General features: G+C 66.4%; 24 protein-coding genes. 10 read left to right on the top strand and 14 right to left on the bottom strand.

The features are described from left to right. Window positions 1-77 precede the first annotated feature (77 nt). On the top strand, window positions 78-680 hold the full coding sequence (locus ACQR1X_RS14780) for a TIGR00730 family Rossman fold protein (RefSeq protein ID WP_434846597.1): 603 nt from the start codon (window positions 78-80) through the stop codon (window positions 678-680). Window positions 681-683: 3 nt separating this feature from the next. On the opposite strand, the gene ACQR1X_RS14775 is transcribed toward ACQR1X_RS14780, so the two are convergent. From ACQR1X_RS14775 to cysS, 4 genes are all read right to left on the bottom strand, one after another. After that, entirely contained in the window at window positions 684-1,061 is a 378-nt protein-coding gene (locus ACQR1X_RS14775) for a VOC family protein (protein WP_434899094.1), read from the bottom strand. Window positions 1,062-1,176: 115 nt separating this feature from the next. Continuing rightward, window positions 1,177-2,790: a citramalate synthase gene (gene cimA, locus ACQR1X_RS14770; protein ID WP_434899093.1), complete on the bottom strand. Its 1,614-nt coding sequence runs from the start codon at window positions 2,788-2,790 to the stop codon at window positions 1,177-1,179. Next, entirely contained in the window at window positions 2,787-3,290 is a 504-nt protein-coding gene (locus ACQR1X_RS14765) for a GNAT family N-acetyltransferase (RefSeq protein ID WP_315781082.1), read from the bottom strand. The genes cimA and ACQR1X_RS14765 overlap by 4 nt, the downstream gene beginning before the upstream one ends. 113 nt (window positions 3,291-3,403) lie before the next feature. Further along, the gene (gene cysS / locus ACQR1X_RS14760) at window positions 3,404-4,813 is read right to left on the bottom strand and encodes a cysteine--tRNA ligase (RefSeq protein ID WP_434899092.1); all 1,410 of its coding nucleotides are present in this window, start codon (window positions 4,811-4,813) and stop codon (window positions 3,404-3,406) included. A 390-nt stretch (window positions 4,814-5,203) separates the two neighbouring features. Between cysS and ACQR1X_RS14755 the strand changes: the two genes are divergently transcribed. Continuing rightward, window positions 5,204-5,512: a hypothetical protein gene (locus ACQR1X_RS14755; protein ID WP_315803088.1), complete on the top strand. Its 309-nt coding sequence runs from the start codon at window positions 5,204-5,206 to the stop codon at window positions 5,510-5,512. Between the two features lie 153 nt (window positions 5,513-5,665). Then, window positions 5,666-6,829, top strand: coding sequence for a DUF2865 domain-containing protein (locus ACQR1X_RS14750; RefSeq protein ID WP_315803087.1), 1,164 nt, complete (start codon window positions 5,666-5,668; stop codon window positions 6,827-6,829). 26 nt (window positions 6,830-6,855) lie between these two features. Here ACQR1X_RS14750 and ACQR1X_RS14745 read toward each other — a convergent pair whose 3' ends face one another. From ACQR1X_RS14745 to ACQR1X_RS14735, 3 genes are read right to left on the bottom strand one after another with little or no spacing between them, the layout of a single operon-like run. Then, complete coding sequence (locus tag ACQR1X_RS14745; protein ID WP_434884383.1) at window positions 6,856-8,274, bottom strand: nitrilase-related carbon-nitrogen hydrolase; 1,419 nt, start codon at window positions 8,272-8,274, stop codon at window positions 6,856-6,858. A 12-nt stretch (window positions 8,275-8,286) separates the two neighbouring features. After that, a complete protein-coding gene (locus ACQR1X_RS14740; protein ID WP_434881172.1) occupies window positions 8,287-8,640 on the bottom strand; it encodes a diacylglycerol kinase in 354 nt (117 codons plus the stop codon). Then, on the bottom strand, window positions 8,640-10,028 hold the full coding sequence (locus tag ACQR1X_RS14735; protein ID WP_434899091.1) for a class II 3-deoxy-7-phosphoheptulonate synthase: 1,389 nt from the start codon (window positions 10,026-10,028) through the stop codon (window positions 8,640-8,642). The genes ACQR1X_RS14740 and ACQR1X_RS14735 overlap by 1 nt, the downstream gene beginning before the upstream one ends. A gap of 823 nt (window positions 10,029-10,851) precedes the next feature. On the opposite strand from ACQR1X_RS14735, the gene ACQR1X_RS14730 reads away from it, so the two are divergent. Together ACQR1X_RS14730 and ACQR1X_RS14725 are read left to right on the top strand one after the other, a co-directional pair. Then, complete coding sequence (locus ACQR1X_RS14730; RefSeq protein ID WP_434887658.1) at window positions 10,852-11,211, top strand: hypothetical protein; 360 nt, start codon at window positions 10,852-10,854, stop codon at window positions 11,209-11,211. Then, window positions 11,174-11,638, top strand: a complete 465-nt coding sequence (locus ACQR1X_RS14725) for a hypothetical protein (RefSeq protein ID WP_316180672.1) — start codon at window positions 11,174-11,176, stop codon at window positions 11,636-11,638. The genes ACQR1X_RS14730 and ACQR1X_RS14725 overlap by 38 nt, the downstream gene beginning before the upstream one ends. A 76-nt stretch (window positions 11,639-11,714) precedes the next feature. Here the strand turns inward: ACQR1X_RS14725 and ACQR1X_RS14720 are convergent, their stop codons facing one another. After that, window positions 11,715-12,443, bottom strand: coding sequence for a sulfite exporter TauE/SafE family protein (locus ACQR1X_RS14720; RefSeq protein WP_434899090.1), 729 nt, complete (start codon window positions 12,441-12,443; stop codon window positions 11,715-11,717). 42 nt (window positions 12,444-12,485) lie between these two features. Further along, entirely contained in the window at window positions 12,486-12,677 is a 192-nt protein-coding gene (locus ACQR1X_RS14715; RefSeq protein ID WP_316216225.1) for a hypothetical protein, read from the bottom strand. A 328-nt stretch (window positions 12,678-13,005) separates the two neighbouring features. Here ACQR1X_RS14715 and ACQR1X_RS14710 point away from each other — a divergent pair, with 328 nt between their 5' ends. From ACQR1X_RS14710 to ACQR1X_RS14695, 4 genes are all read left to right on the top strand, one after another. Next, window positions 13,006-14,718, top strand: a complete 1,713-nt coding sequence (locus ACQR1X_RS14710) for a jacalin-like lectin (protein WP_434899089.1) — start codon at window positions 13,006-13,008, stop codon at window positions 14,716-14,718. A gap of 191 nt (window positions 14,719-14,909) precedes the next feature. Further along, window positions 14,910-15,233: an ArsR/SmtB family transcription factor gene (locus ACQR1X_RS14705; RefSeq protein WP_434884380.1), complete on the top strand. Its 324-nt coding sequence runs from the start codon at window positions 14,910-14,912 to the stop codon at window positions 15,231-15,233. After that, a complete protein-coding gene (locus tag ACQR1X_RS14700) occupies window positions 15,230-15,640 on the top strand; it encodes an SRPBCC family protein (RefSeq protein WP_315803078.1) in 411 nt (136 codons plus the stop codon). The genes ACQR1X_RS14705 and ACQR1X_RS14700 overlap by 4 nt, the downstream gene beginning before the upstream one ends. 40 nt (window positions 15,641-15,680) lie before the next feature. Beyond that, window positions 15,681-15,899 (top strand): hypothetical protein, encoded by a 219-nt coding sequence (locus tag ACQR1X_RS14695; protein ID WP_316180663.1) that lies wholly within the window; start codon window positions 15,681-15,683, stop codon window positions 15,897-15,899. A gap of 85 nt (window positions 15,900-15,984) precedes the next feature. Here the strand turns inward: ACQR1X_RS14695 and ACQR1X_RS14690 are convergent, their stop codons facing one another. The 5 genes from ACQR1X_RS14690 to rpiA all read right to left on the bottom strand — a co-directional run bounded on the left by ACQR1X_RS14690 (window position 15,985) and on the right by rpiA (window position 20,919). Then, on the bottom strand, window positions 15,985-17,208 hold the full coding sequence (locus ACQR1X_RS14690; RefSeq protein WP_434899088.1) for a caspase family protein: 1,224 nt from the start codon (window positions 17,206-17,208) through the stop codon (window positions 15,985-15,987). Between the two features lie 68 nt (window positions 17,209-17,276). Then, complete coding sequence (locus ACQR1X_RS14685; RefSeq protein ID WP_434899087.1) at window positions 17,277-18,071, bottom strand: DUF4336 domain-containing protein; 795 nt, start codon at window positions 18,069-18,071, stop codon at window positions 17,277-17,279. Window positions 18,072-18,223: 152 nt separating this feature from the next. Continuing rightward, window positions 18,224-19,609, bottom strand: a complete 1,386-nt coding sequence (gorA, locus tag ACQR1X_RS14680) for a glutathione-disulfide reductase (RefSeq protein ID WP_316216220.1) — start codon at window positions 19,607-19,609, stop codon at window positions 18,224-18,226. A gap of 47 nt (window positions 19,610-19,656) precedes the next feature. Beyond that, a complete protein-coding gene (locus ACQR1X_RS14675; protein ID WP_316216219.1) occupies window positions 19,657-20,178 on the bottom strand; it encodes a DUF2059 domain-containing protein in 522 nt (173 codons plus the stop codon). A 48-nt stretch (window positions 20,179-20,226) separates the two neighbouring features. Then, window positions 20,227-20,919 (bottom strand): ribose-5-phosphate isomerase RpiA, encoded by a 693-nt coding sequence (gene rpiA / locus ACQR1X_RS14670; protein WP_434899183.1) that lies wholly within the window; start codon window positions 20,917-20,919, stop codon window positions 20,227-20,229. Between the two features lie 173 nt (window positions 20,920-21,092). Here rpiA and ACQR1X_RS14665 point away from each other — a divergent pair, with 173 nt between their 5' ends. After that, window positions 21,093-21,779 (top strand): HAD-IA family hydrolase, encoded by a 687-nt coding sequence (locus ACQR1X_RS14665; RefSeq protein WP_316237859.1) that lies wholly within the window; start codon window positions 21,093-21,095, stop codon window positions 21,777-21,779. Window positions 21,780-21,859 lie beyond the last annotated feature (80 nt).

Below are 21,859 nucleotides of genomic sequence, written 5' to 3'. Positions count from 1 at the left end.
CATCCCGTGAAAGCCCGCGAATCCACGTCCTCCGCCCTCGTCTTGACGCCTTTCAACTGCAGTGTCACACCGCTCCAATGACTGAAATCCGCACCGTTTGCGTCTATTGCGGCTCCGGCCCGGGGACGAATCCCAGCTTCATCGAATCGGCGAAGGCACTCGGCAAGGCGCTTGCCGAGAACGGCGTCAGGCTCGTTTATGGCGGCGGCTCCATCGGCATGATGGGCGCGGTCGCCAAGGCCGTGCTGGACCATGGCGGTGACGTCACCGGCATCATCCCCGACTTCCTGGTGAAGAAGGAAGTCATGATGCCACTGAAGGATCTCATCGTCACGCCGGATATGCACGAGCGCAAGCGGCTGATGTTCGAGCACTCCGACGCGTTCGTGGCCCTGCCCGGCGGCATCGGCACGCTCGAAGAGCTGGTCGAGCAGTTGACCTGGAAGCAGCTCGGACGCCACGCCAAGCCGGTGCTGATGGCCAATATCGACGGCTTCTGGGAACCGCTGTTCGCGCTGCTGGCCCACATGCGCGAGACCGAGTTCATCCGCCCCGGCTTCCAAATCGAGCTGCTCAAGGCCGAACGCGTCGAGGACATCCTGCCGCGCCTGCGCGAGGCCGCCGCCCGCGTCGCCAAGGAAGAGACCGAGATGGCGCCAGAGATCGCCAAGCGGCTCTGATCCCTATTCGGCCGGAAACGTCACCGCCTCAATCCGATTGCCGTCGGGATCGAGCACGAACGCCGCGTAATAGCGCACGCGGTCATGCGGCCGCAGCCCCGGTGCGCCGTCCGAGACACCGCCTGCCTCCAGCGCCGCGGCGTGGAATGCATCGACGTCGTCGGAGCTCCTGGCACGGAAGCAAAGGTGCGAGCCCGTCTCGGCGGATACCCGCGCCATGCCGGCGCGCAGATTGATCCAGAATTCCGGATAACTCTTGCCGAAGCCGATCGTGCTGGGACGTTCGACCAGGCGCGTCAAACCAAGCGGCGCCAACGTGCGCTCGTAGAACCGCGCGCTGCGGGCGAGACCGCTGACACCGACTGAGACGTGGTCGATCATGCGTTTGCTCCTGCCCTCTCCGCGTCATTGCGAGGAGCGAAGCGAAGAAGCAATCCAGAGTCGTGCATTCAGCCCTGGATTGCTTCGCTTCGCTCGCCATGACGGATGCATCACCTCACCCCGGCGCGCCTGATTTCACCAGCTTGTAGAATACCGAATCCATCAGCGCCTGGAACGAGGCGTCGATGATGTTGGGCGAGACGCCGACCGTGGTCCAGCGCTCGCCCTTTTCGTCCTCGCTCTCGATCAGCACGCGCGTGACCGCCTCGGTGCCGCCATTGAGGATGCGGACGCGATAGTCGATCAGCTTGAGGCCGTCGATATAGCCCTGGTACTTGCCGAGATCCTTGCGGAGTGCGACGTCGAGCGCATTGACCGGACCGTTGCCTTCGGCGGCCGAAATCAGCCGCTCGCCGGCGACGTCGACCTTGACGACGGCCAGCGCCACCGTGACGCGCTCGCCGACCGCGTTGTAGCGCTGCTCGACATTGACGTCGAACTGCTCGACCCGGAAATACTCGGGCACCGAGCCCAGCGTGCGCCGGGCCAGCAGCTCAAACGAGGCATTCGCGGACTCATAGGCATAGCCCGCGGCCTCGCGCTCCTTCAGCTCCTCGACCAGGCGCGTCAGCTTCGGATCGCTCTTGCTGAAGGGAATGCCGCCGCGCTCCAGCGCTGCGATCACGTTGGAGCGGCCGGCCTGGTCCGACACCAGCACCTTGCGGCGATTGCCGACGCTCTCGGGCAGAACGTGCTCATAGGTCTGCGGATCCTTGAGCACAGCCGAGGCATGGATGCCGGTCTTGGTCACGAAGGCGCTCTCGCCGACATAAGGCGCGTGCCGGTTCGGCGCTCGGTTCAACATGTCGTCGAGCGTCCGCGACACCTTCATCAGCCCCGCGAGCTGCTCGTCGGAGACGGCGATCTCGAAGCGCTCAGAGAACTCCGTCTTCAGCTTCAAGGTCGGGATCAGCGAGCACAGATTGGCGTTGCCGCAGCGCTCTCCGAGCCCGTTCAGCGTGCCCTGAATCTGGCGCGCGCCGGCGCGCACCGCGGCCAGCGAATTTGCCACCGCCTGCTCGGTGTCATTATGGGCGTGAATGCCGAGGTGATCGCCCGGCACCTGCTTGACGACCTCGCCGACAACAGCCTCGATCTCGTGCGGCATGGTGCCGCCATTGGTGTCGCACAGCACCACCCAGCGTGCGCCCGCCTCATAGGCCGCGCGTGCGCAGGCCAGCGCGAACGCCGCATTCTCCTTGTAGCCGTCGAAGAAATGCTCGCAGTCGAGCATCACCTCGCGTCCCGCGGCCTTCGCGGCCGTCACGCTGTCGCGAATCGAGGCGAGGTTCTCCTCGTTGGTGGTCTCCAGCGCGACGCGCACCTGATAGGCGGATGACTTCGCGACGAAACAGATCGCGTCCGCCTTGGCCTCCAGCAGTGCGGCGACGCCCGGATCGTTGGACACCGAGCGTCCTGCCCGGCGCGTCATCCCGAAGGCAGTGAAGCGGGCATGGCCGAGCTTGGGCTTGGCGGCGAAGAACTCGGTGTCGAGCGGGTTGGCGCCGGGATAGCCGCCCTCGACATAGTCGATGCCGAGATCGTCGAGCATGCGCGCGATCGCCTGCTTGTCGGCCAGCGTGAAATCGACACCGTTGGTCTGCGCACCGTCGCGCAAGGTGGTGTCGAACAGATAAAGTCGTTCTCTGCTTGTGCCTGCCCTGCTCATGCCTGCGCTCCCCCGGAGCCGAGCGTCTTCTTCATCGTGGTGTTGGCGAGCCACTCGCCATTGATGGAGACGCTGTTGCGCTGCTGCGCGACGTAGCCGCGCTTGCGGAAGAATTCGACCGCCGTGTCGCTGGCGTCGACCGACAGGCCGGTCGTGCCGCGCGCGCCCGCCAGCTTTTCAAGTGCGTCGCACAGCAGGGCGCCGACACCCTGCCCCGCCGCGTTCGGATGGACGTAGAGCATGTCGATGTGATCGTTGCCCTTCAGGGCGGCGAAGCCGACCGGCGAGCCCTGCAGCGTCGCAATCAAGGTGAGCTCGGATGCCAGCCGCTTGCCGAAACCCGTCTCATCCTCAGCAGCGGACGCCCAGGCCTCCTGCTGCTCCTCGCTGTAGTCGTCACCGGTCAGTTCCTGGATGCTGGCGACGAAGATCGCGGCCAGAACCGGCGCATCAGCGGGAAGGAACGGCCGCAGCGCGGGCCTCGGAAGAGCCTGTCCCATGCGTCACCACATGCCGTAGAGTTTCGTGACCAGCGCCACTGCGCCCGCGATCAGCACCAGCTTGAGCAGGATGTAGTACAGCCAGTGCCGCGGAAACGGGGTGTCGGGCCTGCTCATCGCGCAATCTCCCAGGTCGTGACCGGCTTGCCGTCGGCGCCTTTGCCATCCTTCAATACAACGCCCATCGCCGCGAGCGCGTCGCGCAGGCGATCGGACTCCTTGAAGTCCTTCCGCGCGCGGGCCGCGGTACGCTCGGCGATCAGGCCTTCGACCTCGGCGGCGTCCACGCCCTTGGCCTGCTGCTTTCGCGCTTCCCATTGCACGGCGGTCTCCGACAGGAAACCCGCAAAGCGAAGCGAGCCGGCAAAGGCAGCGCGATCCGACTCGCCGCCGGACGCCGCACGGCTCCGCAACGCGTGCAGCTCTGCGATCATCAGCGGCGTGTTGAGATCGTCAACGAGCGCCGCGATGATCTCAGGCTCCGGCTGCTCGCCCGGCGCATCGGCCGCGACGCGATACCAGTCGTCGAGCGTCTTGGCGCTCTCCTCCAGGCCCTTGACCGTCCAGTCCGCCGGCGAGCGATAATGCATCTTGAGCATGTTGAGGCGCAGCACCTCGCCGGGCCAGTCCGCCAGCAGGTCGCGAATGGTGACGAAATTGCCGAGGCTCTTCGACATCTTCGCGCCCTCGACCTGGACGAACTCGTTGTGCAGCCAGTAGTTCGCCATCACTGAGGTGCCATGGGCGCAACGCGACTGCGCGATCTCGTTCTCATGATGCGGGAAGATCAGGTCGAGCCCGCCGCCATGGATGTCGAAGATCTCACCGAGATAGGCCGCGCTCATCGCCGAGCACTCGATGTGCCAGCCCGGACGGCCGCGGCCCCATGGGCTGTCCCAGCCCGGCTCGTCCTCCGACGACTGCTTCCACAGCACGAAGTCGGCGGGGTTCTTCTTGTGCGCGTCGACGGCCACGCGCGCGCCGGCAAGCTGCTCGTCGAGCCTGCGGCCCGACAGCGCGCCATAGTCCGGCATCGACCGGGTGTCGAACAACACTTCGCCGCCCGCCTCGTAGGCGTGGCCGCGTGCGATCAATTGCTGGATCAGCGTCACCATGTCCGCCTTGCCGTCGGGGCGCGGCAGCACGAAATCGGTGGCACGCGGTTCGAAGGTCGGCGGCAGGCTGCCGAGCGCAGCCGCGTCGCTGCGGAACTGATTGGCCGTCACCTCGGTAACCTTCCGGATCGCCTCGTTCAGCGGCAGCCCGGGAAAGTCACGCGCGGCGCGGGCGTTGATCTTGTCGTCGACATCCGTGATGTTGCGGACATAGGTGACGTGCTTTTCGCCATAGAGATGCCGCAGCAGCCGGAACAGCACGTCGAAGACGATCACCGGGCGCGCATTGCCGATATGGGCGAAGTCGTAGACCGTCGGTCCGCAGACATACATGCGGACGTTGTTGGGATCGAGCGGCACGAAGGGGCGCTTCTCCCGCGATGCGGTGTCGTACAAACGCAAGTCCATGGTCCGTCCCCGAATACCCTGTGCTCACCGCCTCGCCGGACCGACAGGTCCATGACGAGGCGCAACGGGTGTCCTACGCCGAACGACCGACCGCGAGCGGACGGCAACGGCACGAATCACGCTTCCGACCTGCCGGCCGGGCGTCCTGATCATCTCTGTTGAGAAAAGACGGCCTCAGCCAGCGAATCGCTAGCGCGTAATCTCGCGGCAAATGCAGCAGATGGCGAGGAAACCGTTCATGAAACTCACCATGATGCAGCAGGCTGTCTCCGTCAAGAGCCGCAAAACGGCCGCTTTCACTGCCCAAATGCTCGCGCCCCGCCTCATGGTTAATCATTTTTAACCTTTTGGGCCTAACCATGAGTTGTCTCCTACACCCACCGGTGCACCATGCGAATCTCCCCGGCGCTGCTCGCCTGCTGTGTTCTCCTCGCCGCCGCGACCACCGCCACGGCGGAGAGCCGCATCTTCATCATCGCCAACGAAGCCGACGGCTACGGCGTCGACCAGTGCCTCGCCAAGGGCGACCGCTGCGGCGCCTCGGCTGCGCGCTCGTACTGCCAATCACGGGATTTTGCACAGGCCTCCTCCTATCGCCGCGTCGACCCCGATGAAATCACCGGATCGGTGCCGAAAGCCGGGGCAAACTGCGCCCATGGCGGCTGCAGAGACTTTGTCGCGATCACCTGCCAGCGCTGAGACGGCCGGGAACGGCTGTTCCCGCCACCTCGGCGCCCCGGAAACGACGTGACGATGCCCGACAAAGCGGCTATGGGATGCCCGCCGCTGCCGCGATTTTTCCGAATTCTGTGCTAGTCCCGCGGCCGCACCCATGGACCGGAATACCGCATCTTGATCGCATCCCTGTCTCCGCGCCTGTTGGCCCTCTCTGCGCTGCTCGGACTGACCCTGACCGGCTCGCACGCCCTGGCGCAATCCAGCTCCGATTCCTATGCGCAGATGCCGCCGGGCCCGCCCGGGCCGCAGGCCGGCGTCAATCCGATCTGCCCACGTCTGGAAGCGCAGCTCGCCTCGATCGATCGCGGCGGTGGCGGCGATCCCGCGCGTGAGGACCAGATCCGGCGTTATCAGGACGCGGCCGCCAAGCAGCAAGGCGAGCTCGACCGCGTCAGCATGCAGGCCAAGCGCATGGGTTGCGACAGCCCTGGCTTCTTTTCGATCTTCAACGGCCGCGCGGCCGAATGCCAGCCGGTGAACAACCAGATCCAGCAGATGCGCTCCAACCTCGACCAGATCATGGGCAGCCTGGAGCGTCTGCGCAGCGGTGGGTTCGGCGGTGAGCGCGACAACCAGCGCCGCTCGGTGCTGGTTGCCCTCGGCCAGAACAATTGCGGCCCGCAGTACCAGCAATATGCCAATGCAAACGCCAATCGCAGCGGCGGCGGCAACTTCCTGACCAGCCTGTTCGGCGGCGGGGCCGACAGCAATCCCGCTGCATCGCTGCCGCCGCCGAGCGCCGATCTCGCGGCGCCGCAGGGCACCTTTCGGACCGTGTGCGTGCGCAGCTGCGACGGCGCCTATTTCCCGATCTCGTTTGCCACCGTTCCCGGCCGCTTCGCCGACGACGAGCGCGCCTGCAAGGCGCAATGCCCTGCCGCCGACGCGACGCTGTTCACCTATCGCAATCCCGGCGAAGACATGAACCAGGCGGTCTCGGTCAACGGTCAGCCCTACACCGCGCTGCCGAATGCCTTCAAGTTCCGCACCGAGTTCAACCCGAGCTGTTCCTGCAAGGCGCCGGGCCAGACCTGGGCGGAGGCACTGAAGTCGATCGACGACCGAGCCACCGCCGCCGAGCAGGGCGACATCATCGTCACCGAGGAGAGCGCCAAGCGCATGCAGCAGCGCCAGACCGGCAGGGCGCCGGCGAACGCCGCCAGGAAGGGTGCCGCGCCGGCCGAGGCCGCAGCGCCAGCGACCGCGGACATCACGACCAGCGCTGGCGGCGACAAGCAGATCCGCACGGTCGGACCGACTTTCATCCCGCAGCGCTGATCGAGTCAGTCGCCGGGCCATGGGCGTCATCCCTCGAACGCGTCTGATGACGCGCGGTCGGCAAGCGCCCGGTCGTCGCGCGCCTCCAGCGGACTCGTGATCAGAGCGGGCGAGATGACCTCGCCCGACGGTCCCAGCGCGTCAGCGAACCGCCAGCGGTTTCGCAATGCTGCGAGACGACGCAACTGTGCCGGGCCGATGCCTTCGAGCGGCGCAAACCCGCCAGCCACGTCGCCGATCTCGGCCGTGGCGCCGACGACAACGGCCAGCGCGCCGGACAGGCTCGCCAGTGCCATCAGCAGCGTCGCGCGGACGCGGGCCAGCAATTGATGACGGGCGCTTCCCGCAAGCGGCCCGGGCAGCGCGCGCTCGAAGCCTTCGACGGCGGCCGCGATCGGTACCCGCTCGGCGGCGAAGCCGAGTCGCGCCGCGACCGCCATGGCCTGATCCAGCGACGCCTGCGACGTGCCGGGTCCGGACAGCATCACGCCGCGGACTTTGCCGGACCCGAGCGCATCGACCGCCAGGGCTGCGGCCAGCGCCGACTCGATGGCTCCGGTCAGGCCGAGCACGATGCCGGTGAAGCCGTGCTTCTCGACGTGGTCGCGCAGGCCGAGCATGCGGGCCGCGTAGTCCGCCTCGTCGCCCTCGATCAGCGTGGTGACCGGTCCCCGGCACTGCCAGCCATCGTCTCCCCTGCTCCATGCCAAGGTCGCGACTTCAGCGACGAAGCCCGGGAGCTGTGCCGCCACCGAGAGATCGGCGTTCAGCGCGAAGGACGCGCCGTCGAACACCTCGCCGTCCTGACCGCCGACCTGGTTGAGCCAGACGAGCGGCAGATCGCTTTCGGTGACGCGGGCCACGGCGGCCGACAGGCGCCGGTCGCCGCCGCTGCGCACGTAGCATGAGCGGCTCGGCACGACGATGAGCTCGGCCCCGGTTTCCGCCAGCGTCTCGACGACGTTTTCGTAGTTCGAGGAGTCTTCGAGCGAGATGTCCTCGCCGATCGCGACCCCGATGCGGACGCCCCGCACGCTGAGCGGGCCGGCCGCCGGGCCGCGCGTGAACACGCGCTTCTGATCACCATCGGCCAGGTTGGCCTTGAAGCGCGTCGCGGCGATGCGGCCGGCGTCGAGCAGCACGCAGGCATTGTAGAGCTTGCCGTCCTCGGTCCAGGGCGTGCCGATCAGCACCGCCGGCCCGCCATCGGCGGTCTCGCGCGCGAGCGCCTCGATCGCGGCCCGGCACGCGGCCTGAAATGCCGGCTTCAGCACCGGGTCCCGGGATGGATGCCCCGCCAGGAACAGCTCCGGCAGCACCACGAGATCGGCGCCGTCGGCCGCCGCCCTCGCCCGCGCCTCGCGCGCCTTCGCGGCATTTCCCGCGATGTCGCCGGCCGTCGGGTTGAGCTGGGCCAGCGTGATCCTGAAGAAGTCAGCGGCCATCGCTCAACTCATTCACAGCAGCCCGAGCCGCTCGGCGATCGCGAACAGCCAGAAGCAGCCCGACATCAGCAGCGCGACGCCGACTGCGGCCGAGCCGAGATCCTTGACCCGGCCGATCTGCAGATCGTGCTCGGTGGTCAGGCGGTCGGCGAGCTTCTCGATCGCGGTGTTCAGCAGCTCGACGACCAGCACCAGCACCACCGCGCAGACCAGCTCGACGCTGCGCATCGGCGTGACGCCGATGACATAGGCCAGCGGCAGCGCCAGCAGGAATGCGACGACCTCCTCGCGCACCGCCTGCTCGGAGCGGAGCGCGAAGGCCAGGCCATTGCGCGAGTTGAGCGTCGCGCGCCAGATGCGCAGCATCAGAAGCCCGCGACCGCCGGCATCGGTGCGGACTTGCCGCCGCGCTGCTGCTTGAGCAGCTCGGCGATCAGGAACGCCATGTCGATCGACTGCTCGGCGTTCAGCCTGGGATCGCACACCGTGTGATAGCGGTCGTTGAGATCCTCGTCGGTGATCGCCCGCGCGCCGCCGATGCACTCGGTGACATCCTTGCCGGTCATCTCGAGATGGATGCCGCCGGCATGGGTGCCCTCCGCGGCATGCACCGCGAAGAACGCGCGCACCTCGGACACGATGCGGTCGAACGGCCGCGTCTTGTAGCCCGAGGTCGAGGTGATGGTGTTGCCGTGCATCGGATCGCACGACCACACCACCTTGCGCCCTTCCCGCTGGACCGCGCGGATCAGTCCCGGCAGATGATCGCCGACCTTGTCGGCGCCGAAGCGGTTGATCAGCGTCAGCCGTCCCGGCTCGTTGTCGGGGTTGAGGATGTCGATCAGCTTGAGCAGTTCGTCCGGCTTCAGCGATGGGCCGCATTTCAGGCCGATCGGGTTCTTGATGCCGCGGAAATATTCGACATGGCCGTGATCGAGCTGGCGGGTGCGGTCGCCGATCCAGATGAAATGGCCAGAGGTCGCGTACCAGTCGCCGGTGGTGGAATCGACACGGGTGAAGGCCTGCTCGTAGCCGAGCAGCAGCGCCTCGTGGCTGGTGTAGAAGTCGGTGGCGCGCAGCTCCGGATGGCTTTCGAGGTCGAGGCCGCAGGCGCGCATGAAGTTGAGCGCCTCCGAGATGCGGTCGGCGAGCTCCTTGTAGCGGCGCGACTGCGGTGAATCCTTGACGAAGCCGAGCATCCACTGATGCACGCTGCCGAGATTGGCGAAGCCGCCGGTGGCAAACGCCCGCAGCAGGTTCAACGTCGCCGCCGACTGCCGGTAGGCGTCGAGCTGACGCTGCGGATTGGGGATACGCGCCTCGGCGGTGAAGGCGGTGTCGTTGACGATGTCGCCGCGATAGCTCGGCAGCTCGACGCCATCGATCTTTTCGGTGGGCGAGGAGCGCGGCTTGGCGAACTGGCCGGCGATGCGGCCAACCTTCACCACCGGCACCGCGCCGGCATAGGTCATGACCACCGCCATCTGCAGCAGCACGCGGAAGAAGTCGCGGATGTTGTTGGCGCCGTGCTCGGCAAAGCTCTCGGCGCAGTCGCCGCCCTGCAGCAGGAACGCATCGCCGGCCGCCACCCGCGCCAGCGCCTCCTTCAGGTTGCGCGCCTCGCCGGCGAACACCAGCGGCGGAAAGGTCGCAAGCTGCGCCTCGACCTCGGCCAGCGCCTTCTGGTCGGGATAGTCGGGCACCTGCTGCACCGGCTTGGACCGCCAGCTCTCCGGGCTCCAGCGCTCCGTCATGGCTTTCTACTCCCTCTGGACGGCCGCACGCTTATTCCCCGCACGGCGGCGCGCGCCTTATACACAGCCTGCCCCCGGACTGCCATCTGGAATTTAAGTCGTCCGGCCAAGCCATTGCGGCAGCGAAGGGATTCTGACCAGGTTGAGATTCCGGGTGATCCCGGAGCCGCATGCCTGCTCCCGTGTCCGCGAGCCCCGCGCCGCCGGCGGTGAAGACATGCAACACGCTCCCGCGACGCGGCTGCGCCCGAGCTATGCTGGACCTCGTTCGCCCTCCAAGAGGTCGGAGGGCGCAGGGAATGCCGGACGATGGCCTCGCCCATGGCCCGCCTGCGGAAGAAAGTGCAGGCGGCAGGTACCACAGGTTCAGCCGATCAACCGGCATTCCCTGCGCGATGGTCTTCACGCTTATACGCAGTCTGCCTGGTGCACCGGGCTTGTTGGCCACCATTGCCCGCGCGGCGCGTTAGCGCCGTCGCGAACGTGACACCAGCGTCGGGGTGTCAGCACGCTGCGACTTCACGTCCGCGCCAAGCCGTTCGTCCGCGCATCCTTGCGGATACGCTGCGGCTCCCTCGCGGCCATCGCTCCCCGCCTCGCGTGTCGTGACGATCGCGCGCAACGCCCCTCCGAGTGAGGCGGGATGCGCGCAATAGAGCATGATTTCTGATATTCGTAAAGACAAATCTTTGCCCGACCGCAACGACCCGCGACCACGCCGATCCAGACCCTGGACACACCGCTCGATCGCAGTGCCCCTCGTGTCGACTCTCCCCTTGTCCGCTCATGCTTACCGGCTACGATGTCGCCAGGATCGAACCCGATGCACGAAGACATCATCCATGTCCGCGCCATAATTAGGTTGTTGCCGGGCGAGGATAGCGGCCGGACGCAGCCGGTTCGTGCGGGCTATCGTCCCAACCACAATTTCTTCGGCTCTGAGAATCGCAACATGACCCTGGGACTCATCGACTTGCCTGCTGGTCTGGCGCTCCATCCAGGGGAAAGCATCGAGACTATTGTCCAATTCCTGAACTGGCCGGGGCTGGACGGTCAGATCTATCCCGGTCGCGAATGGTGCATCCAGGAAGGCTATAGATTGATCGGGACAGGAACAGTCCTCGAGGTCCTTGATCCGTCAACCAATGACCGTCGACGTGGACAGCGAAGCAAGCCGGAATAACGTCTTGGCGTTCATCCCCGACCCTGAAAATCGCCGCAAGGTATTCGATCCTGACAGCGGCTACGAACTGAGGGGCATCTTCGGCTCCGTGCCGAAGAACGAATTCTGGTTCGACTTCTGCTTCGACGACATCACGTTCATGGTCAAATCGAAGCTGTCGTGGTCAACAGACCGTTTGAGACTTACGTTCACCTTCAACGTCGCACAACTTTATCACAGCTACAGATATAGTCCCCGTCGTGGGCGGGGGCAGGAAACGATGTGCTTGGCAGATTTCCGCGCACAGGCCCTGCCTCATTTGCGCAACGCAGTCGTAGCTTTCGCCACTCGCGCCCGCGGCGATCCTCGCCTCCCCGGAGAACGCTTGAAGGCTGAGGTTGAATTCGCCGATCCCGCTTCGGAGGACTGCGGCGGCCAAATGCGGTAAAGGTGGTGGACAACGCATAAACGCAATTGCGTTCGTTCATGCAGCAGAGCCGCGGTGACCGTGTTCCTTCGTCCGGTCACACGACCAGCAGCACTCCCGACAGCAGCAGGATGCCCAGGATGATCTTCCTGAACAGCACGTCGTTGATCCTTCGGAAGGCGAGGATGCCGAGCGCCGTGCCGGCGAACAGCGCCGGGATGCTCAAGGCAAGATCGATGATCACCTTGGACGACAGATCCTGCCGGGCCAGCATCACCGCGAGCGAGGCGAGCTGAATGGCGGCAATGAACGGCTGCACGAGGCCGCGCTGCTCGGTCTTCGGCAGGCCATGCAGCTCGCACCAGATCGTCGGCAGCGCACCCGGCATCGCGGTGAGGCCGCCGATGAGACCGCCGCCGAAGCCGACGATGGCGGTGCGGCCTCGGTTCATCGGTTGAAGACTGCCCAGCGCAGGCTTGAACAGCATGTAGCCGGCGTAGATCGCGATCGTCGCGCCAAACACCTGCTGAAACACGCGCGCGTCCGCATTGTGCAGCAGCCAAAGCGCGAGGGGGACGCCCAGCAGGCCGCCCAGGATCAGGACGAAACTGTCCTTCCAGCGGATGCTGCTGCGAAGCGCCCAGAGGTTCGTCGCCTGCACGCCGACGCTGCACGCCATCATCAACGGCACGGCCTCCAAAGGCTGCAGACTGTGCAGCAGGATCGCGCCGGCCACGGCGGAAAAGGCGAACCCGGCCAGGCCGGAAACGAAGGCACCAAAGAAAACGGCGGCGCTGAGCAGCAGAAATGATCCTGATCCGGCCATGAAATAGCTCCGGCTGATGAAGTTGAAAATGAGCGGGGATCGTCAATCGTAGGGCTGGAGCGTTGCAGTCCCATCGGCCTGCGCTCCGCTTCGCGTGGCATCGCCCCGCAGCATCGTGGCTGCGACGACGTGCAGGAACAGGAAGACGGCGAGGACGCTCGCGGCCAACACCGCGCGGGGGATCATCGGCAGCTTGCGCCGCGGCCGAGCCTCGTTTGGCTGCATATCCGTCATCTCCATCACCTGATGCCGGGCTTGCTAGCAGTTCAGCGTCCCCTCAGCGTCCCCCGAGCAGAGTATAGCGTGCGGCGTGTTTCCGTGCAGGGCGAGGAGGAGTCGGCGTCGGTCAGTTCCTCGGCGCTCGTCATTCGCAACCGCTGCCATGGCCGCGGTCGATCGCAGAGCGCAGGCGGATCGGTCGTGCGCACACGACGCAACCCCCGCTCGCATCTGCCATCCCGACACGCCGCGCGCAGAACATGCATCGATCCGTCATCAGGCCGACACGCGGCAGGTGATATCGCGCGCCCCGCTATCCGGCATCATCGAGGGGAATCGACCAATGACACTTCGCCTATGGGCGGGCGCAATCGCGCTTGGATGCACCAGCCTGCTCGGCAGCGCGCTGCACGCCGCAGACGGAACGTTTAGCACGCTGACCTACAACGTGGCGGAAACGCCGACCGCCTACAATGGCGGCAGCGACGCGCATTCGCGCGTGATCAGCTGCTATCTGCGCCAGTTCGGCATCGTCAACGTGCAGGAAGATTTTCTCTGGCACGCCGCGCTCTACGACACCTGCGACAACCATCCCTATCGCACGCCGACCTCGGGCACGGCCGGCATCGGCGACGGCATGAATACGCTCAGCGCCTATTCGTTCGACGATCTCGATCGCGTGACCTGGACCAAGCGCGCCGATTCGGACGCGCTGACTCCGAAGGGCTTCTCGCTGATCCGCACACGGCTGGCCGAAGGCGTCTATCTCGACTTCTACAACCTGCACGCCCAGTCCGGCACGTCCTCCACCGATCTCGCCTACAGCGAGTCCGACGTGGCGCAGATTCTGAGCTACATCGAGGCGAACTCGGCCGGCAACGCCGTCATGGTGATGGGCGACACCAACACGCGCTATACCCGGGCCGGCCAGAACATGTGGGAATTCCTGCATCACGGTTTCAGCGACGCCTGGATCGAGACGGTGCGCGGCGGCAGCGTGCCGCCGATCGGCGATGCGCTGGTCTGCGGCGATACCCAGACGGCGCGGCCGGATTGCGAGATCGTCGACAAGGTGCTGTGGCGGAACAGCGGCTTCCTGAACCTGCAGGCGTCCAACTATGCCGACCGCCAGGACGCGCTGGATTCAAACGGCGCGCAGCTCTCCGATCATCATCCGATCGAGGTCGACTGGAGCTTCGCCACGGCCGCGAGCCGCAGGCTCAGCGACCAGTTCGGCGGCCCGCACGGCACGAGCTACAACGACGTCTCCGCGCTGCCGGCCAATCCGGTGGTCAGCAAGCTGACCATCCGCACCGGAGCCCGGGTCGACCAGGTCGAGCTGACGCTGTCCAACGGCTATGTCTACAGCCATGGCGGCACCGGCGGCACGGCGCAGAGCCTGGCGCTCGGCAGCGGCGAATATCTCACCTCGGTCAATCTGTGCAGTGATCAGTATCAGGGCCACACGCGCATCTTCCGGGTCGCGTTCGGCACCAGCGCGGGCCGCACTTTGTCGGGCGGCACGACGACGTCGAGCTGCACCAGCTACACCGCACCGAGCGGCTGGCAGATCACCGGCTTCCACGGCCGGTCCGGCGACGAGATCGACAAGCTTGGCGTCGTCTACGCGCCGGTCCCCACCGCCACAGCGCCAGCGCGCCAGCCGGTCCGCATCGTCAATCGCACGTCGGCGCTGTGCATGGACGTCAACGGCGGCGCGATGGCCGACGGCACCGCCGTGATCCAGTGGTACTGCACCGGCGCCGCCAACCAGACCTGGAGCTACGACGATGCCAGCGGCATGATCCGCAGCATGCAGGACCCCCACTACTGCCTCGACAACAGCGGCAGCTATGGCGACGGCGCGCAGCTCGTCATCTGGACCTGCACCGGCAACAACAACCAGCGTTTCCGCTACGACGCTGCGGCCGGCACGATCGCGGTGCGCAGCTATCCGGTCGAGGTCATGAGCCAGAACGGCACCTCCGTGGGCAACCAGCTGCTGACCACCTTGGCCTCGGCGGCGGGATCGCAGCAATGGACGCTGGCGCCTTGAGCCGACCATGAACGCAGATGATCCGGGCGGTCGCGCCGGCCGGATCATGCTGCGGTGGTCCCGGAACTCCACCGAAGCCGTCCGCGCACCCGTCGAACTTGCGGACCGATCGCTCCAACGAGAATTCACGCTTGACCTATTCATAACTTTACGGTTATGAGTTTATCCATAACCAACGGGTTATGGATAAAATGGCGCGATCGCCCGACCTCCTGTTCAGATCACTTGCCGACCCGACCCGGCGGGCCATTTTCGAGGGCCTGTGCCGGCATGGCGAGCAGACCGTCGGCGCGCTGACGGCCAAGGCCGGCGTGTCGCAACCAGCCGTGTCGAAACATCTCGGCGTGCTCAAGCAAGCCGGCCTCGTGCGCGAGCGCCACGAAGGCCGCCAGACGCATTATCGCGCGCAGCCGAAGGCGCTCGCCCCCCTGCTCGACTGGACCAGCCGCATGGCCGCGTTCTGGGAGAGCCGGTTCGATGACCTGGAAAATCTTCTCAACAGGATGGATCAATGACGAAAGCCGCGCCGGAAACCCGCACCGTCGTCGTCGAACGCGAGTTCGCGCATCCACCGGAAAAGCTCTGGCGCGCGCTGACGCAGCCGCATCTGATCGCGGAGTGGCTGATGGCGAATGATTTCGTGCCGGCGGCCGGTCATCGCTTCAAGCTGAAGGCCGACTGGGGCGTGGTTGATTGCCAGGTCACGACTGTCGAGCCGCACAGGACGCTGTCCTACAGCTGGGCCGCCCTCGGCCTCGACAGCGTCGTGACCTGGACGCTGACGCCGACGGCGGCGGGCACGCATCTGCGCATGGAGCAGACCGGCTTCGGACCGGATCAGACCCGCGCCTATCAGGGCGCAAGCTACGGCTGGCCGAAGTTCTTCGACGGCCTGGAGCAGACTCTGGCGCGGCTCGACTGAGCCGAACCGGACGAAAACTCATCATCAAGGAAAGAAACAGATGAATTGGAGCAACACGATCCGGCAGGTGCATCGCTGGGTGTCCATCGCCTTCACGCTCGGCGTCATCGTCAACATCGCGGCGATGACGCAGACGCAGCCGGCCTTCTGGATCGGCCTGCTCGCGCTTGTCCCGCTGATCGTGCTGCTCTGCACGGGGCTTTACATGTTCGCGCTGCCCTATCTCGCACGACCGCGCAACGCGCGGCAGGCCGGTTGACGAGACAGCAGCTTGGCCCGTCATTGCGAGCGGGGTGGTGTACAAGCGCGATCTGAGCGGCGATGCGCTGAGGGTGCGGGACTGCTCACTCCAGCCCGTTCGACGACACCCAGCCGACGACGCCGTTCCACACCGCCCGGCACGACGGAAACCGGCTGATGCCGTCGCCCGGCATCACGCAGCCGCCGACCATCGCGGTCTCGCCGGCCGGAATGCGGGTCAGGATGCTGGATTTCTGCCCGGGCTCGCTGCGCAGGTTGAGATAGCCCTGCGAGACGTTGCGCTTGACCACGCGCGGCACGAGATGCGGATTGGGCAGAATGGCTTGCGCGCGCTCCGTCGGAGAGTCGGTTGGACGCGCCGCGGTCTGGGTCTTCTTCAGCTCCTCGATGCGGGCGCGCGCCATCGAGCCGTATGGCGTGCTGCCGAACTGGCGCACGAAATCCTCGAGCACGGCGATGCTGGTGGTGTTCTGCGTCACCGCCCAGGCGCGCTCGGCCGGATCGGATGACGACGGCGCCGGCTGCGCGGTCGAGGCCGGCGCGAACGCTTGGCCCGCGAAGTAGAAGTCGCCGTCGACCGGCGAGCTCGACACCCAGGGCTGCTGGCTTCCAGCGGTCGCCCGCTTCACCTCCAGGCCGACCTGGTTGAAGGTCTTGAAGATGTCGAGACCCGGCTGCTTGATCGTCTCGGCCAGGGCCTTCGTGAACGGGCTGTTGCCGTCGCGGCCGTCGAGCGCGACGTTGCCGGGCTGGGTCGCGAACGAGATCAGCGTGCCCTCCGGCGCGCGCATCTGCGCAAGGCCGCTGCCGGCGTCGCGCAGGCCGCGGCCGCCGAACGGATTGTTGCGGCAGGCATCGAGGATCACGAGGTTGAGCTTGGTGCCCGCGCTCTCCATCTGCCGCAGCACGACATTGACGTCGAGCATCTGGAAATCCACGTCGGCCTCCCGCGTCGGATTGGCGTCGATCGGCACCAGATAGTTGGCGCCGCGCACCTGCACGCCATGGCCGGCATAGTAGACCAGCGCGACGTCGGCGCCGCGCGCGTTGGCGCCGAACTCCTGCACGGCGCGGCGCATCGCTGCCTCGTCAAGATCGAGCTGCGCGCCGCCGCCGACCAGGGTGAAGCCGAGCCCGGCCAGCGTCTGCGCCATCAGCGCGGCATCATGTCTGGGATTGTCGAGCCGGCTGACGGCGCGATAGGCCGAATTGCCGATGACGAGCGCGATGCGGGTGTCGGCGAGCGCCGGGCTGCATAGGAACAGCACGCTGCATCCGGCCAGCACCAGCCTCATCCATTGCCGCATCCGTCCGCCCTCGCCAACCTCGATGGCACGAGCTTATACGTCCGTCGCGGGAGGAGAAAAGCACGGCTTCACGACGGCCGGTCTCGTGAGGCCATGCCGGCCGTTCGAGGCCGCAGCAACCAGCAGAATGCCTCGCGCAGGATCTCGGTGCCGTCAGCCGGGTGCCAGGCGCCATGGGCGATCACGATCCGCTCGGGGTGCCACGCCAGCATGGTCTCCACGGCCGCCCGCAACTCGGCTCGGTGCCGCCAGGTAAATGTCAGCCGGAGATCGCGCGGCAGGCCGCCATGCGGCGGACCGACGCCCCCGATCCAGCTCAGGTAGCGCGCCAGGCCGGCGCCGATCTTGGCCGGCTCGAAATTCTCCATCAGATCGGTCAGGATCAGCGTGCGCGACGGGCGATGGAAGAACACGACCTCCGTCATATAGCTGCCGAGGACGGGCAAGGTCGCGATCTCATCATCCCACGGATAGCCAGTGCTGCGATCCAGCGGCCTGCCCTCGAAGTCGATGCGGCCCTTCGCCTGCGCGCGAATGCCAGGTGCCAGATAGATCGCCGCGTCGGGAAAGGCCGCCTGCCAGTCGGGGATCCACCAATAGTGGATGCGATTCGGACCGATGATGTCGCGCACGCGGCCTTCCCGGTCGATCTCGGCCCGCAGCGCCGGCGTCAACGGCGTGGGCGAGTGGATGAACAGATCGCCGGAGGCGCAGCGCACCACGGTCATGCGGGTGGGAAACGGAAATTTCAGCCCGGGAATGCCGAAGCGGATCACGGGCCCGTCGACGATCCAGATGTTCTCGGCAACGGGCTTCAGGGTGTTGAGCGGCGGATAGGTCGCAAGGCAATCATCCTGGGACATGCTGGTCGCTCTCCAACCGCCCGTTCACTGAACGGCTCCAAGATGGCAAGCCCGATCGGCCATGGTGTGGACCGTCGTCAGACCGTGAGCACTGGCCACCGCAGTCGCTACGGAGGCCGGCTGCGCACGAGCGCCAAGAAGCAGACGGCGTCCTACTCCGCCGCCTGCCGCACGTGGCGCTCGGTCACCGTGCGCATCGTCACCAGCTCCTCGGCAGCCGAGGGATGCAGCGCGATGGTGGCGTCGAAATCGGCCTTGGTCGCCTTCATCTTGATGGCGATGGCGACGGCCTGGGTGATCTCCGCAGCCATGTCGCCGACGATGTGGCAGCCGAGCACGCGGTCGCTGGTGCCGTCGACGACGAGCTTCATCAGCACGCGGGTGTCGCGGCCGGACATCGTCGCCTTGATCGGGCGGAAATTCGTCTTGTAGATGTCGACGCGGTCGTACAGCTCGCGCGCCTGGGTTTCCGTCAGGCCGACGGTGCCGACCTCGGGCTGGCAGAACACGGCGGTCGGAATGTCCGCGTGATCGACGCGCACGGTCTTGCCGCCGAACACGGTGTCGGCAAAGGCGTGGCCCTCGCGGATCGCGACCGGCGTCAGGTTGAAGCGATGGGTGACGTCGCCGATCGCGTAGATGCTCGGCACCGAGCTCTGCGAGAACGCGTCGACCGCGATGCCGCCGTTGCGGGGATTGATGGCGACGCCGGCCTTCTCCAGGCCGAGATTGGCCACCGCGGGATGGCGGCCGATCGCGAACATCACCTTGTCGGAGGCGATGCTGGAGCCGTTCGACAGATGGGTGGTGTAGTCCTGGCCGTGCCTGTCGACGCTGGTGACGGTGCATCCGGTAAGGATGGTGATGCCTTCCTTCTCCATCTCCGAGCGGACATGCTTGCGGACGTCCTCGTCGAAGCCGCGCAGGATGTTGTCGCCGCGATAGACCACGGTCACGTCGGAGCCGAAATTGGCGAAGATGCAGGCGAACTCGAGCGCGATGTAGCCGCCGCCCTGGATCACGATCCGGCGCGGCAGCTCGTCGAGATGAAACGCCTCGTTGGACGAGATGACGTGCTCGATGCCGGGAATCGGCGTGCCGTGGTTGGGCGCGCCGCCGGTCGCGATGAGAATGTACTTGGCGCGGATGGTCTCGCCGGTCGTCAGCCGCACGGTGTGGGCGTCCTCGAGCACCGCGCGGGTCTTGACGATCCTGGCGCCGGACTTCTCGACGTTGCTGGTGTAGGCCGCCTCGAGCCGCGCGATCTCCTTGTCCTTGTTCCTGATCAGCGTCGGCCAGTCGAAGGTCGCGGTCGGGATCGTCCAGCCGAAGCCCGCGGCGTCGGCGATCTCCTGGCGGACATGCGAGCCGATCACGAACAGCTTCTTGGGCACGCAGCCGCGGATCACGCAGGTGCCGCCCATGCGGTATTCCTCGGCGACAACAACGCGAGCGCCATAGCCGCTCGCGATGCGGGCGGCGCGCACGCCGCCCGAGCCGCCACCGATCACGAACAGGTCGACGTCGAATTCAGCCATCTCTCCCCCGACCCGTCTCCGTCGACTTGGCCTTTCGGCCGCAAGCCTCAGATCGGCTTGTTGCGCTTGCGCATCTCGGCGCGGAACTGTGCGGTGACCGTGTCGGAGAACTCCGCCGCCCACAGGTTCATCGCCTGCATGCTCATCTGGATCGCCTTCGGCTCCGCCGCAAGCAGCTTCTGGCCGATGGCTGACTTGTAGAAAGCGACGAGGTTGGCGATCTCCTGGTCGGAGAACTCGTTGCAGTAGATCTGCGCCATCTTCTCGCCGATCTCCTTCTCCTTGCCGGCATAGGTCTGCGCGACCACCACGGCGACCTCGTCGAGGTCCTTCTGGTAGTTGAGATTGGACTGCAGCAGCGCCTGCTTGGTCTGCTGCACGATGCCGGGGACGGCATTGGCGTACATCGCAGCCGCGTTCTTCATCCCCAGAATCTCGCGCGCGCCGGCCATGCAGGCGGGCGAGGCCGGCTTCAGCGCCGGTGCCTGGCCCTGCGCCGCAACCGGGCTTGCCGAGGCCAGGGCCAGCACGAGTCCGGCGGCCGGCAAGATTCTGAACACGCTCTTCATTCCAAGTCTCCTGTGAGTTGCCGCCCTGAGCGCAGCCTCGTGCCGCGCTCAGGGCCGCTGGATAACGCGAATTCCCTGTGCGCCTGCCAGGATCGCCGTGCTGCCGAGGCCGATGAACAGCCCATGCTCGACCACGCCCGGAATTGCGCTCAAAAGGTCCGCCAGGCGCGGGGGATCCACGATCTCCCCAAGGCGGACGTCGATAATCCAGTGGCCGCCATCGGTGACGAAAACGTGGCCGTCTGCGGACTTGCGCAGGCTCATCGGCCCGGACACGCCGGCCGTGGCGAAGGCGTCACGCATCTCGCGCTGGGTTGCGGCGAGGCCGAACGGAACCACCTCGACCGGCAGCGGGTAGCGGCCGAGCCGGTCGACCCATTTGCTGTCGTCGGCGATCACGATCATGCGATCCGAGGCGCTGGCGACGATCTTCTCGCGCAGCAGTGCGCCGCCGCCGCCCTTGATCAGGTCGAGCGCCGGATCGATCTCGTCGGCGCCGTCGATGGTGATGTCCAGCCGGTCGATCTCGTCGAGCGTGGTCAGCGGCACGCCGCATGCTTGCGCCTGCGCGCGCGTCGCCTCCGAGGTCGGCACGCCCACGATCTTGAGGCCGGCGCGCACCTTTTCCCCGAGCAGATCGACGAAATGCTTGGCGGTCGAACCGGTGCCGAGACCGAGCTTCATGCCGCTCTCGACCTCCTCCAGCGCACGCGCCGCCGCCTGCCGCTTCAATGCATCCATGTCGACCAAGGAACCCGCCCTTCGCACCCGGGGCCCCCACAAGCCGGGGCCGAAAGCCGGCGCATATCTAGCGATGTTTTGACGCGGGGCCTAGCTCTCGCCGGCCACGAAATCGGACAAAAAGCCATTGCGAGGCTCTTGCACGGACGCGAGCCGGCCGCTAGCGGATACCGATGGCCATCTCCAGCACTATCGTCTTCGATCTCGACGGCACCCTGGTCGACACGGCGCCGGACCTCATCAACGCACTGAACCACATCTTGCAGCGCGAAGGGCTGCGGCCGGTGCCATTGGCCTCGGCCCGCAAGATGATCGGGCACGGCGCGCGCAAGCTGCTCGAGCGCGGGCTGGAGGCGGAAGGCCGCTTCGCCAGTCCCTCCGACATGGAGCGGCTCACGGTCGATTTCATCGATTTCTACGCCGAGAACATCGCCATCGAATCGCGCCCCTTCGAGGGGCTGGAGGCGGCGCTCGACGAGCTCGCCGGCCGCGGCTGCCAGTTCGCGGTGTGCACCAACAAACTGGAATGGCTGTCCAGGCGGCTGCTCGACCAGCTCGGCCTGTCCTCCCGCTTCGCCGCGATCTGCGGCGCCGACACGTTCGGCGTTGCCAAGCCGGATCCGACGATCCTGCGCCAGACCATCGCGCAGGCCGGCGGCGAGGTCGGGGCCGCGATCATGGTCGGCGATGCCGGCACCGACGTCGGCGCCGCCCGCCGCGCCGGCGTGCCGGTGATCGGCTGCACCTTCGGCTATACCGACGTACCGATCGCGGAGCTCAATCCGGACCACCTGATTGACCACATGCGCGAGCTGCCGGCAGCCGTCACGGCCCTCAGCCCCTCGCTCAGGATCGCCTAGCCAGCTTGCGATTCGACTGCCGCATCGCGCCCTAACTCCCTGCCCGATCGACCTGAATCCGCACCTTGGGGTGCGTTAAC

This window comes from Bradyrhizobium sp. HKCCYLRH3073 (assembly GCF_051167995.1).
GTDB lineage: Bacteria > Pseudomonadota > Alphaproteobacteria > Rhizobiales > Xanthobacteraceae > Bradyrhizobium.
This window is presented reverse-complemented; position numbering and strand designations above follow the sequence as displayed.

Coding starts and splice junctions, on each gene's coding strand:
- ACQR1X_RS14780 (WP_434846597.1), top strand. CDS start 78: ATGACTGAAATCCGCACCGTTTGCGTCTATTGCGGCTCCGGCCCGGGG.
- ACQR1X_RS14775 (WP_434899094.1), bottom strand. CDS start 1,061: ATGATCGACCACGTCTCAGTCGGTGTCAGCGGTCTCGCCCGCAGCGCG.
- cimA (WP_434899093.1), bottom strand. CDS start 2,790: ATGAGCAGGGCAGGCACAAGCAGAGAACGACTTTATCTGTTCGACACC.
- ACQR1X_RS14765 (WP_315781082.1), bottom strand. CDS start 3,290: ATGGGACAGGCTCTTCCGAGGCCCGCGCTGCGGCCGTTCCTTCCCGCT.
- cysS (WP_434899092.1), bottom strand. CDS start 4,813: ATGGACTTGCGTTTGTACGACACCGCATCGCGGGAGAAGCGCCCCTTC.
- ACQR1X_RS14755 (WP_315803088.1), top strand. CDS start 5,204: ATGCGAATCTCCCCGGCGCTGCTCGCCTGCTGTGTTCTCCTCGCCGCC.
- ACQR1X_RS14745 (WP_434884383.1), bottom strand. CDS start 8,274: ATGGCCGCTGACTTCTTCAGGATCACGCTGGCCCAGCTCAACCCGACG.
- ACQR1X_RS14740 (WP_434881172.1), bottom strand. CDS start 8,640: ATGCTGCGCATCTGGCGCGCGACGCTCAACTCGCGCAATGGCCTGGCC.
- ACQR1X_RS14735 (WP_434899091.1), bottom strand. CDS start 10,028: ATGACGGAGCGCTGGAGCCCGGAGAGCTGGCGGTCCAAGCCGGTGCAG.
- ACQR1X_RS14730 (WP_434887658.1), top strand. CDS start 10,852: ATGCACGAAGACATCATCCATGTCCGCGCCATAATTAGGTTGTTGCCG.
- ACQR1X_RS14725 (WP_316180672.1), top strand. CDS start 11,174: ATGACCGTCGACGTGGACAGCGAAGCAAGCCGGAATAACGTCTTGGCG.
- ACQR1X_RS14720 (WP_434899090.1), bottom strand. CDS start 12,443: ATGGCCGGATCAGGATCATTTCTGCTGCTCAGCGCCGCCGTTTTCTTT.
- ACQR1X_RS14715 (WP_316216225.1), bottom strand. CDS start 12,677: ATGACGGATATGCAGCCAAACGAGGCTCGGCCGCGGCGCAAGCTGCCG.
- ACQR1X_RS14710 (WP_434899089.1), top strand. CDS start 13,006: ATGACACTTCGCCTATGGGCGGGCGCAATCGCGCTTGGATGCACCAGC.
- ACQR1X_RS14705 (WP_434884380.1), top strand. CDS start 14,910: ATGGCGCGATCGCCCGACCTCCTGTTCAGATCACTTGCCGACCCGACC.
- ACQR1X_RS14700 (WP_315803078.1), top strand. CDS start 15,230: ATGACGAAAGCCGCGCCGGAAACCCGCACCGTCGTCGTCGAACGCGAG.
- ACQR1X_RS14695 (WP_316180663.1), top strand. CDS start 15,681: ATGAATTGGAGCAACACGATCCGGCAGGTGCATCGCTGGGTGTCCATC.
- ACQR1X_RS14690 (WP_434899088.1), bottom strand. CDS start 17,208: ATGCGGCAATGGATGAGGCTGGTGCTGGCCGGATGCAGCGTGCTGTTC.
- ACQR1X_RS14685 (WP_434899087.1), bottom strand. CDS start 18,071: ATGTCCCAGGATGATTGCCTTGCGACCTATCCGCCGCTCAACACCCTG.
- gorA (WP_316216220.1), bottom strand. CDS start 19,609: ATGGCTGAATTCGACGTCGACCTGTTCGTGATCGGTGGCGGCTCGGGC.
- ACQR1X_RS14675 (WP_316216219.1), bottom strand. CDS start 20,178: ATGAAGAGCGTGTTCAGAATCTTGCCGGCCGCCGGACTCGTGCTGGCC.
- rpiA (WP_434899183.1), bottom strand. CDS start 20,919: ATGGATGCATTGAAGCGGCAGGCGGCGGCGCGTGCGCTGGAGGAGGTC.
- ACQR1X_RS14665 (WP_316237859.1), top strand. CDS start 21,093: ATGGCCATCTCCAGCACTATCGTCTTCGATCTCGACGGCACCCTGGTC.